This is a genomic window from Cupriavidus sp. 01L46 (assembly GCF_056399905.1).
The window spans coordinates 1-10487 of record NZ_JBFTSF010000232.1 but is presented as its reverse complement, the minus strand read 5'-3'; the positions used below and the strand labels follow the sequence as shown (position 1 = coordinate 10487).

Annotated in this window: 9 protein-coding genes; 2 read left to right on the top strand and 7 right to left on the bottom strand. The window is 65.1% G+C overall.

From position 1 onward, the window contains the following. A partial coding sequence (locus tag AC1DS3_RS29105) for a DUF3626 domain-containing protein (RefSeq protein ID WP_477128463.1) occupies positions 1-699 on the top strand: 699 nt, incomplete at its 5' end. Positions 700-904: 205 nt separating this feature from the next. On the opposite strand, the gene AC1DS3_RS29100 is transcribed toward AC1DS3_RS29105, so the two are convergent. After that, on the bottom strand, positions 905-1198 hold the full coding sequence (locus AC1DS3_RS29100) for a DUF1330 domain-containing protein (RefSeq protein ID WP_441638259.1): 294 nt from the start codon (positions 1196-1198) through the stop codon (positions 905-907). A 65-nt stretch (positions 1199-1263) separates the two neighbouring features. Here AC1DS3_RS29100 and AC1DS3_RS29095 point away from each other — a divergent pair, with 65 nt between their 5' ends. After that, positions 1264-1716, top strand: a complete 453-nt coding sequence (locus AC1DS3_RS29095; RefSeq protein WP_477128462.1) for a MarR family winged helix-turn-helix transcriptional regulator — start codon at positions 1264-1266, stop codon at positions 1714-1716. A gap of 215 nt (positions 1717-1931) precedes the next feature. Here AC1DS3_RS29095 and AC1DS3_RS29090 read toward each other — a convergent pair whose 3' ends face one another. From AC1DS3_RS29090 to cobW, 6 genes are all read right to left on the bottom strand, one after another. Next, positions 1932-2936: a hypothetical protein gene (locus tag AC1DS3_RS29090; protein ID WP_477128461.1), complete on the bottom strand. Its 1005-nt coding sequence runs from the start codon at positions 2934-2936 to the stop codon at positions 1932-1934. 382 nt (positions 2937-3318) lie between these two features. Beyond that, positions 3319-3906, bottom strand: coding sequence for a GNAT family N-acetyltransferase (locus tag AC1DS3_RS29085; RefSeq protein ID WP_477109425.1), 588 nt, complete (start codon positions 3904-3906; stop codon positions 3319-3321). 74 nt (positions 3907-3980) lie between these two features. Then, positions 3981-4457: a vWA domain-containing protein gene (locus tag AC1DS3_RS29080; protein ID WP_441638251.1), complete on the bottom strand. Its 477-nt coding sequence runs from the start codon at positions 4455-4457 to the stop codon at positions 3981-3983. Positions 4458-4666: 209 nt separating this feature from the next. Next, positions 4667-5731, bottom strand: coding sequence for a magnesium chelatase ATPase subunit I (locus AC1DS3_RS29075; protein WP_441638249.1), 1065 nt, complete (start codon positions 5729-5731; stop codon positions 4667-4669). Further along, on the bottom strand, positions 5728-9531 hold the full coding sequence (cobN, locus tag AC1DS3_RS29070) for a cobaltochelatase subunit CobN (protein ID WP_477128460.1): 3804 nt from the start codon (positions 9529-9531) through the stop codon (positions 5728-5730). The genes AC1DS3_RS29075 and cobN overlap by 4 nt, the downstream gene beginning before the upstream one ends. A gap of 59 nt (positions 9532-9590) precedes the next feature. Then, a partial coding sequence (cobW, locus tag AC1DS3_RS29065; RefSeq protein WP_477128459.1) for a cobalamin biosynthesis protein CobW occupies positions 9591-10487 on the bottom strand: 897 nt, incomplete at its 5' end.

Sequence of the window (10487 nt, the reverse complement as noted above, 5' to 3'; positions counted from 1 at the left end):
GGCATATACCGGTCGCAGTTCGAAACGGGTTCGAGTAATGGCGGTATAACCGCTTATCCGGGCGGCGACCGCTGGAATTGGGAGAGCCGCATATTCGGTGGGGCCTACKATCAGGCAGATATGGCGCTACGTCCGAAATACGGAGCGCTGAACTACCGAGCCGAACCTGTAGGAGGCTCCCCGCGTTTCGGTTCGTGCCATCTTCGATTGCGTCCTCACGTGCTTTCCCGAACGACATTTTGTTACCCTGACAGTGTCCAAAACCCAATGGATTTTGGTGTTAGCGATCGCATGTCACTGATCGAGTTGGCAAAGGCGAACGTCTCAAATCTGGATGATGTACTCGACAACTATATCGAAGCGCATGTGCACGGGAAACTACAGGTCAACGCGGATGTCGAGGCGATTGTACTGGACCCCTGCTATCGTGATACCGCCGTCGAACGAGCGGCTCTCACGCTCGGATGCATACTTGAGTGGCACGACGGATTCCGATTGTCTCTCGACCACCTTGGCAGCTGCGCACAATTTCGCAGTCCAACTGTCGCCGAAGCGATTTCGAGGATCAGCGCCAATGGCGTTGTCACTCCCCTGGAGATAGGTACCGCCCGGGATGTCGTGCTTGACTATCAAATGGCCAAGTGGGTCTGGCACTGCGTTGCCCGATTTGGCCGGACTGCGAGCGCAAGTGACTGCTGATGGGAATATTCAAACGTTGGTGTTTTTCATGACGTCTGCGTGTTGGTTTCCCCATCCCAACTCCGTGTAGCTCCCTATTTCAGACATTCGTGCGGGCAGTCGCGACTGGCTTGTTTTGGCCGGGAAGGGACCTCGGCAATCAGCCAGCCAGCCAGCCGCCGCTTCTGCTCCATTGCGGACCGTCACGCCTTCCGAAAGCGGTCACTCACGAGTGCATTTCGACTATGAACATGCGCGCTTGCTGGGCTTCCCGACGTTCGGCCTTGATCGGCGCATACCTCTCGGAATTGTAGAAGGCTACCGCTTGGGCGAGAGTCGGAAACTCGAACACGCCGGCCATCGGCAGCGGCACCTCATCCCCTTCTAGAATCTGCGCAACAGGACCGAAATGTAGAATCCGCCCGCCCGCCTCTTTTAGCGCCGCCTGAAAGCGCGGAGCGAGCGCGGCCTGCTTGGCTGAGTCGATGACGCGTAGATTGACGTGTACGTATGCCGGCATTGTGCCTCCTCTCAATAATGCATATACACTATTATGCTACGATGGGGGTTGTCAAGGAGGTAGACGTGAACGGTTTTGATCCAGAATCTTTGAAGGGCGTCGAAGCAGAGTGTCCGGGCTTCCAGGCTCGTGCAACGGCGCGTGCACTCACGCGATATTACAATGCCTGCTTCAAGCCGCTCGGGCTGACGGCCGAGCAATTCAGCCTCTTGGTTGGGATCGGTGCGGCCGAGGGGGCGACGCTCGTCGAGCTTGCGGATAGGGCCGGGGTCGATCCGACTACCCTCAGCCGAAATGTTCAGAATCTGGAGAGCCGAGATTTGGTTCGCGCTGAAGGCGGACGTGGCCGCGCTGGAAAGCGGCTAGCTCTGACGACATCCGGGCGTYGACTCGTGGTCGATGCGTTCCCGGTGTGGAATTGGGCCAAAGCGGAACTCGCCCGTCGCATGGGCGACGAAGAACTTTGTTCCGCAAGGCAGGCGATGGCGGAGCTGGCCGAGGCCGCAGAATCCTCATGACCTCGGCCCGCCRCTACCCAGTCGTCCCCTCCCGACCCATTGCAGCCGGTCAGGTTGCTCCGAAGCAGACACTCCGCAGCGTTGCTCGTGCTGGTAGGCATTGGCGTCTTTAGCATCACGCAATTATGAACAAAGGCCACCCTGTACCAGGGTGGCCTTTGTCAACAATCTGAATGGCCAGCTTGTGCTGGCCATTTTCCTTACATCTCACTCTGTTACTTCACGCTGGTCAGTTCCTGCGTGTAAGTCCTCAGGTAAGTCGGATCCGAGAAGCTGGTCGGATAGCCATAGGTATCTTGCCACTTCACAATACGACCCAACTCCGTCGACCACCATGTCTTGATGGTTTCGTTATAGGTCGTGAAGCCAGCCGGATCGTTCGAGTTGGCGTACGAGATCACATAGCTGATACGCAGTGCATTGAACGTACCGGCAGCCGTCGTAACTGACTCGATACCTTCGACATTGCCCACCACGCTGGCGTTTTCATGATAACCGGATACGCCGCCCACCAGGCAAGCGTATTGCCACGTGCTGTTCCACGTCTTGCCCACATACAGCGGGAAATCGTACAGGCCACGCTTGGGCGTATACGTGCAGACGTTGTTGGTCGCCGGGTAGGTCTGGGTCAGACGATTGCGGTCGCCATCTTGCGTGTAGTTGCGGAAAGCCGAGTTGTCGGCCAGATTCACGGCATTGATGGTGAACACGCCGTTGTTGACGGCCGAAGTCGTGTAGGCAATGTTTCTGACGTTGCTGGTGCCACCGATCGTTACCGAGGTTTCCTTGAACGTCGTTACCTCGCCGACCGTTGGCGCAATTGCCGAATAACGCGTCGATGCGGCAACCGCCAGCTTCAGCGTAAATACCTTGTTGGGATTGCTGGCGAGTGCCGCCGTCAGAACGATGCTGTCACCGTCCGGGCTGATCAGGTTGCCGGACCATACCGTGTCCGTCAGCGTCTGGTTGGTAACCGTCGTCTTGGTGCTGGTAATCACGGCTTGCCACTTGACCGGCTCGGTCGCCTGCAGCTTAATGAAGTCGCCCGACTTGATGTTGATGGACGCGGTCTGGCCTGCACCGACGCTCGTCGCTTGTGGAGCGCTGCCCGTAGCATTGATGCTCAGCGAGCTGCCACCACCGTCGTCACCACCGCCGCCGCAGGCGGCAAGAGACCCTGCCAGCAGGAGGCTGGCAAAAAACTTACTCATCGTTTTCATTATTGCCCTTCAATCTTATTGTTAATTTCTAGTGCGATGGATTTCTGACTCGAAATCTAAAGCATTGCAATTCTAGCTTTTTATGCAATAAGTCCGGGCAAATCGATAACCCAACTATTGTGGGGTTTTCTGGGGAGATGCAAATGGCCACCTCGATTCCCGCGGCCCACCCCAGACGTTCGCCCGCCTCGCACATCGAGACACAGTCACGCCTTGCGGCTAGCTGGAACGCAATCATTTGTCTTTGAGCGCGAGTGCCTGCTTTTGGGCCGACTCCGGTCGACAGAGGGGAGGGGTGCCAGTTGGCTCTTCCCGACCCGCCGCGACCCTTCGACTTCGCCCGAAGCGGCCACTCAAGCGCTCAGGGAACTCGCACCGAAGGTCAATCAACCGCGCGCCATTCCATTTTTTGGACTTTGACGCCGGGATGACTGGCCAAGGCCTCCCATTCCGGCAAGAAGACGAAACCCTGTCGACGATAGAGATTCGCGGCGCGAACGTTGTCCGGTGAAACGCTCAAGACGACCCTCCGGTGCCCCCTCTCAATCGCGCGGGTCTTGATTGCGTCAACCAAGCGTTCCGCGATTCCTTTTCCGCGGCACATAGGATGGACCCACATCGCAATCAGGTTGTATTCCTGCGTCGGGCCGACAGCGTCGCCAATAAGACCGACCGCTTGTTCTTGCTGCATGGCCAGCAGGAATTCTGGCCGCGTCTCGTGTGATGCGCGTTCGCGCCATTGCTGTTCGTTATATGCGGCTGCAGTAGCGTGACTCAGGCCGAACGCGGTTGGACTGTCCTGCAAGGAGGCGAGACGAATAGTCTTAAGGACTTCCCAGTCTTCTTCTGCAGTTGCACGGACCGTCACAGCGCTCAAATCCATAGTCATATCGGGTTCCTTGGTAGTTACATGGTGGTCTGGTTGGCGGTTTAGTGCGCCGAGGATAGCGCCGGTCGCCGAGACTTCCATTGCGCTATTTCAGATCCGAGGGGGAACGATGCGCTGGTCGTCCGGAGCCGAGGTTATGGTGACTTTGCGCAACATCACGCCATCAACGCATCTGCCACCAGATATTCTCCCTCCCACCCCTGCGCCAGCTGCCGGCAGCGCCCCAGCGCCACCGCCTGACGCTCGAAATCCACCACCATCACCGCATCGGCCCAATGCGGACGCGGTGGCTGCTCCATGCTGCGGCCGTCGCTGAGCACCCACAGCCAGCGCTGTTGCGCCGGGCGCCGGCGCGCGGCGTGGGCCAGCAGCTGGCCGGCGCGCTCCATGCCGAGTGCGAGCGGCGTGCTGCCGCCGCCGGCGATCGGGCGGATCCAGGCTTCGCTCCATGGGCGGGCGCGTGCCGGCTGCAGGCGGACTTCGGCGCGGCCGGCGGCGAAGCACACCAGCGCCACCTCGGCGCGCGCCTGGTAGGCGCGTTGCAGCAGGCGCAGCAGCACGCCCTTGGCCAGCGCGAGCTGGCTGCCGTGCAGCATCGAGGCCGAGCAATCGAGCACGAAGCAGTGCAGCACGCCGGCGTGGGCTTGCTGTGCGCGCCAGCGCAGATGGCTGGGCGCAAACGGCTGGCTGCCCTTAGCGGCCAGCGTGCGTGTCCAGTGGATGCGCGAGCTGCCCGGGCGGCCGTGCGGCGCGGCGAGCAGTGGGGCGAAACGAGGAGTAAAACGAGGGGCTTGCCACCGGTTGCCGCCTTGCCCGGGTTCGGCGGCGGCCTGCCGGTGGCTCAGGCTTTTTTTGCGGGCAGCGGCCTCACGCCCTTGACCGGGGCGATGCCGGCCGCGGCACTTGCCGGCGGGGGCGGGAGCGCGCCCCATGGGTTGTTGGCGGCTGCGCCGCCCGCATTGCGGCCATCGCCATCGCCGCTGCCATTCGCACTGCCAGCGCCATTGGCCTGCTCACCAGCCTGCCCGCCCGCGTTGGGCGGTTCCTGGCGCCGGTGGTGCAATACCAGCTCCGCTACGGTGTCCACATGCGCGGGCACCACCGCCGCGTCGCACTGCAAGGCAGCCAGCGCGCGCGCCGCGCGCAGCATCACCAGATCTGCGCGCACGCCATCGACGGCGGCGGCCAAGCACAGGTGGCTGACACGCTCGTGCACGGCATCGCTGAACGAAAGCGCGGACAGTGCGCCGCGCGCGAGCCGCACCTTTCGCGTCAGCGCATCCTGCTCGGTGGCGAAGCGCGTGCGCAGGGCCACCGGGTCGTTGTCGAACGCGAGCCGGGCCTTGACGATCGCCTGGCGCTGCGCGGCGTCCGTGCAGTTCTCCAGCGCCAGCGACAGGCCGAAGCGGTCCAGCAGCTGCGGGCGCAACTCGCCTTCTTCCGGGTTCATGGTGCCCACCAGCACAAAGCGCGCCTCGTGCTGGTGCGACACGCCGTCGCGCTCCACCACGTTGACGCCGCTGGCGGCCACGTCCAGCAACTGGTCGACGAGGTGATCCGGCAGCAGGTTGACTTCGTCGACATAGAGCACGCCCTGGTGCGCGCGCGCCAGCAGGCCGGGGGCAAAGCGGACCTCGCTCTGCTTCAGTACGTGGCCGAGGTCGAGCGTGCCGATCAGTTGTTCCTCGCTGGCGCCCAGCGGCAGCGTGACGAACTGGCCTTCGGGCAGCAATTCCGCAAGGGCTCGCGCCGCGGTCGACTTGGCCGTGCCGCGCGGGCCGCTGACCAGCACGCCGCCGATGCCGGGGTCCACCGCGGCGAGCAGCAGCGCTTGCTGCAGGCGCTGCTGGCCGACCAGGGCGCTGAAGGGAAATGGCATGCGGGCGAGCCAGGCGGTTGCATTCATGAGGGGATTCCTTCAAGCGCCTGCTCGCTGTCGAGCAGGTGTTGTTCCAGTTGGGCGCGACGCTCGCCCGGCTCCTGCCACAGGCCGCGCTGCGCCGCTTCGAGCAGGCGCTCGCAGATGGCGTGCAGCGCGCGCGGATTGTGCTGGCGCAGGAAGGCGCGGGTGCCGGCGTCGTTCACATAGGCATCGGTCACCAGCGCGTACTGGTGATCGGCCACCACGCGGGTGGTGGCATCGAAGCCGAACAAATAGTCCACGGTGGCGGCCATCTCGAACGCACCTTTGTAGCCGTGCCGCTTGACGCCGTCGATCCATTTGGGATTGACCACGCGCGCACGGATCACGCGGCTGATTTCTTCCTGCAGCGTGCAGATGCGCGGCGCCGCCGGGTTGCTGTGGTCGCCATGGTAGATCGCCGGCTGCGCGCCGCCGAACTCGCGCGCGGCCGCCACCATGCCGCMCTGGAACTGGTAGTAGTCGTTGGCGTCGAGCAGATCGTGCTCGCGGTTGTCCTGGTTCTGCACGACCGCGTCCAGGCTGGACAGGCGCTCGGCAAAGCTGGCGCGCGCCTCGACGCCATCCGTGCCTTGCCCATAGGCGTAGCCGCCGGCATGCAGGTAGGCCCGCGCCAGATCGCTGTCGCCCTGCCAGTTGCGGCTATCGATCAGGTCCTGCAGGCCGGTGCCGTAACCGCCCGGGCGGGCGCCGAACACGCGCCAGCCGGCGCGGCGGCGCGCCTCGAGAGCGGGCACGCCCTCGGCTTCCAGCCGCGCGCGCTCGCTCTCGATGCGGGCGCGCACGGGATTGACCTCGGTGGGTTCGTCAAGCTCCGCCACCGCCTGCACGGCAGCGTCGAACAGGCGCATGACGTTGGCGAAGGCATCGCGGAAGAACCCCGACACGCGCAGCGTGACGTCGACGCGCGGACGGTCGAAGATCGCCATCGGCAAGATCTCGAAGTCGGTCACGCGGAAGCTGCCGGCTGCCCACTTGGGCCGCACGCMCAGCAGCGCGAAGGCCTGTGCGATATCGTCGCCGCCGCTGCGCATGGTGGCGGTGCCCCAGACGGACAGGCCAATGGATTGCGGATACTCGCCGTGCTCCTGCAGGTGGCGCTCGATCAGCTGATTGGCAGACTTCAGGCCCAGCGTCCATGCCGTGCGCGTTGGCACCGCGCGCGTATCGACCGAGTAGAAATTGCGCCCCGTGGGAAGGACATCCGGCCGGCCGCGCGAGGGCGCGCCGCTGGGGCCCGGCGGCACGAACTGCCCGGCCAGCCCACGCGATAGCTGCCGCATTTCCTGCGGGCCGCAGGCATCCAGGCGCGGCATCACGTCCTGCCGCAGACGCGCGAGCACGGCGCGGGCCCGCGGCAAGGCAACGTCGCCAGCCACGTCGCCGAGCAACGCCATGGCCAGCATCTCAAGGCGTTCGCGCGTATCGCCATGATGGCGCCACGGCCCGGCATCCAGCGTGGCCAGCTGCGCCGGACGCGGCCCTTGCCAGGGCGCGGACCAGTCGGCATCGAGCGGGTCAAAGCCATCGCCCAATGCCAGGTCGGCGGCCAGCGCAGCCAGCAAGCTGGCTTGCGCGCCCTTGCCGTCGCCCACCGGAAAGCGCCCGAGCGCGAGCAGCGTATCGCGCCGCTGGCGGCCCTGCGGCGACACGCCGAAAACGTGCAGGCCATCGCGGATCTGAGACTCTTTCAGCTCGCACAGGTAAGCGTCGGTGCGGTTGAGCAGCGCGTCTTCTCCATCGGTATCCGCCGGTGCATCCAGCCCCAGTTCGCGATGCAGCTGCTGGTCCACGATCAGCTTCAGAATCTCCTTGCGCAGCATCCGCGCGCGGCGCGGGTCCACCGCCAGCGCCTCGTAGTATTCGTCGACCTGCCGCTCCAGGTCCTGCAGCGGGCCATAACTCTCGGCGCGCGTGAGCGGCGGCATCAGGTGATCGATGATGACAGCCTGCGCGCGCCGCTTGGCCTGCGCGCCCTCGCCCGGGTCATTGACGATAAAGGGATAGAGATGCGGCAGCGGCCCGAGGATGGCATCGGGCCAGCAGGTATCGGCCAGCGCCACGCTCTTGCCGGGCAGCCATTCCAGGTTGCCGTGCTTGCCCACGTGGACGATGGCGTCGGCGCCGAAGCTGTGGCGCAGCCAGAAGTAGAACGCCAGGTAGCCATGCGGCGGCACCAGATCGGCATCGTGGTAGCTGGCGTAGCTCTCGCTGCCCTCCTCGCCCGGCAGCGCGTACGCCCGGGCCGGCTGCAGCCCGACGAACAGATGCCCGCTGCGCACGCCGGCGATCATGAAGCGGCCCTGCCGCACCATCGGGTCCTGGTCCGGGCTGCCCCAGCGCTCGGCAAGGGCGCGCTGGTTGTCCGCCGGCAGGCCGCTCAGGTGAGCCAGGTAGTCGGCCATCGACAGGCTCTGGAACGCTGGCCGCAGGTCGCGGTGCGTCAGGTCGTTGGTGATGCCCTGCGTGAGCCCGCGCATCAGGTCGTCGCCATCGGCGGGCAGGCCTTCGCAGTGGTAGCCCTGCTCGCGCAGCATGCCGAGAATGCCCACTACGGAGGCCGGCGTATCCAGCCCCACGCCGTTGCCGATGCGCCCTTCGTTGGCCGGATAATTGGCCAGCACCAGCGCCACGCGCTTGTCGGCATTGTCCAGCTGCCGCAGGCGGCACCAGCGGCGGCTCAGTTCGGCCACGAAGGCGATGCGCTCCGCGTCGGGCTGGTAGCGCACCACGTCGACCTCGGTATGGGGGCAGCGATAGGCCAGCCCCTTGAAGCTGACGGCGCGCGTAATGATGCGCCCGTCCACCTCGGGCATGGCGATATGCATGGCCACGTCGCGCGGGCCCAGGCCCTGGCTGTCCTGCAGCCAGTCCTCGCGGTTGCCGCCGCTCAGGATCACCTGCAGCACCGGCGCGTCACCGGCGAGCTCCAGGGTTTCAGGCGCGTCCAGCGACGAGACGGCAAACGCCGTGGTGTTCAGCACCAGCGCCGCGCCGTGCCCGGCGCACAGATGCCGCAGCACCTCGCGGCACAGCGTGTCCTTGAGTGAGTTGACCGCCAGCGGCAGCGGGTTCATGCCCTCTGCGCGCAAGGCGGCGATGAGGGCATCGAACACAGCGGTGTTGCCAGCCTGCAGGTGGGCGCGGTAGAACACCAGCGCCACGACCGGCGCATCGGCATGGCCATCCTGCGCCCACTCCCGCAGCCAGTCCGCCGCGGTAGCCACGCCGTGTGCCGGGTGATAGATCGCCGCCTGCGGCAGCACGCGCGGCTGCAGCGCGGGCTCGCCCCAGCCGAAAGCGTGATGCGCCAGGCAGCGGAAAAACTGCTCGGCGTTGTCCGCCCCACCCTCGCGCAGGTAACGCCACAGGTTGCTGGCCAGCGCTTGCGGCGCGTTGCCGCGCCCGAGCAGGTTGGCGTCCTCGGCCAGGTCGCCGGAGAACATCACCAGCAGCTGGTTGCGCGAGCGCGCCAGTTCGGTCAACCGCTCCAGGCCGTAGGGCCAGTCGCTGTCGCCGCCAAGATGGTCGACCACCACCACGCGCGCGTGCTGCAGCACGTCGTCCACATACATGTCGAGCGAAGCCGGCTGGCGCAGGTACATCTGGTTGGCCAGCCGCACCGTGGGAAAATCCTTCCCCAGGCGCGGGAAGGCCCCGGCCAGCAGCGACAGCGTGGTATCCGCCGCGCTGAGCACCACGATTTGTGCCGGGCTTTGTTCAATGCGCACCACGCCGGCGTTATCGTCGACGAAGCCGCCCGGACGGGTGGAAAGCAAGTGCATCGGGTGCCTGGGCTGGTGTGGGCGTTATTCCTTATGCGTTATGCCTTATGCGCTATGCCTTACGGCGTGCGCACGGCAGCGGCGCTCAGCGCGGCCTCCAGGGCAGCCTGCAGCGTGGGCTGGTCAAGCTCCTGGCCGATCAGGACGATACGCGTGGATTGCGCCTCGCCCGACAGCCAGCGGCGGTCGAAGTAGCTGTCAAAGCGCCGTCCCACGCCATGCAGCACCAGCCGCATGGGCTTGGCGGGCAGCTTGGCAAAGCCCTTGATGCGGTAGATGGTGTGGCTCTCCACCAGCTGGCGCAGGCCATCGATCAACGCGTCGCGGTCCACCTCGCCCAGCGTCACGACGACGGAATCGAACGCATCGTGATGGTGGTCTGCGTGATCGGGATCGTCCGCCGAGCCGTGGTGATCCGGGCGCAGGTGAATGGTGTCTTCCGATGCGCGGTTCAGGCCCAGCAGCAACGCGATATCCAGCTTGCCGCCCTGCGCGCCGACGATCTTCACTTCGGCGGGGATCTCCGGGCGGATCAGCGCTTCCACGTCGGCGCGCTGCGCGTCGTCGATCAGGTCGGTCTTGTTGAGGATGACGAGGTCGGCCGCGCCGAGCTGGTCTTCGAACAGCTCGTGCAGCGGGGACTCGTGATCGAGGTTGGGATCGGCCTTGCGCTGCGCGTCCACGGCGTCCGGGTCGGCGGCGAACTGGCCGGCCGCGGCTGCCGCGCCGTCCACCACGGTAACGACCGCGTCCACGGTGAAGGCATTCTTGATGCTGGGCCAGTTGAAAGCCTGCACCAGCGGCTTGGGCAGCGCCAGGCCGGAGGTCTCGATCAGCACGTGGTCAATATCGGCGCGGCGCTCCAGCAATTGCTCCATCACCGGGAAGAATTCCTCCTGCACCGTGCAGCACAGGCAGCCGTTGGCCAGCTCATAGAGCTGGCCATTGCTCTGGCC

Bases quoted from the DNA above. Each gene is read 5' to 3' on its own strand.
- AC1DS3_RS29085 (WP_477109425.1), bottom strand. From the start codon at position 3,906: ATGGAAGTCTCGGCGACCGGCGCTATCCTCGGCGCACTAAACCGCCAA.
- AC1DS3_RS29100 (WP_441638259.1), bottom strand. From the start codon at position 1,198: ATGCCGGCATACGTACACGTCAATCTACGCGTCATCGACTCAGCCAAG.
- AC1DS3_RS29090 (WP_477128461.1), bottom strand. From the start codon at position 2,936: ATGAAAACGATGAGTAAGTTTTTTGCCAGCCTCCTGCTGGCAGGGTCT.
- AC1DS3_RS29075 (WP_441638249.1), bottom strand. From the start codon at position 5,731: ATGAATGCAACCGCCTGGCTCGCCCGCATGCCATTTCCCTTCAGCGCC.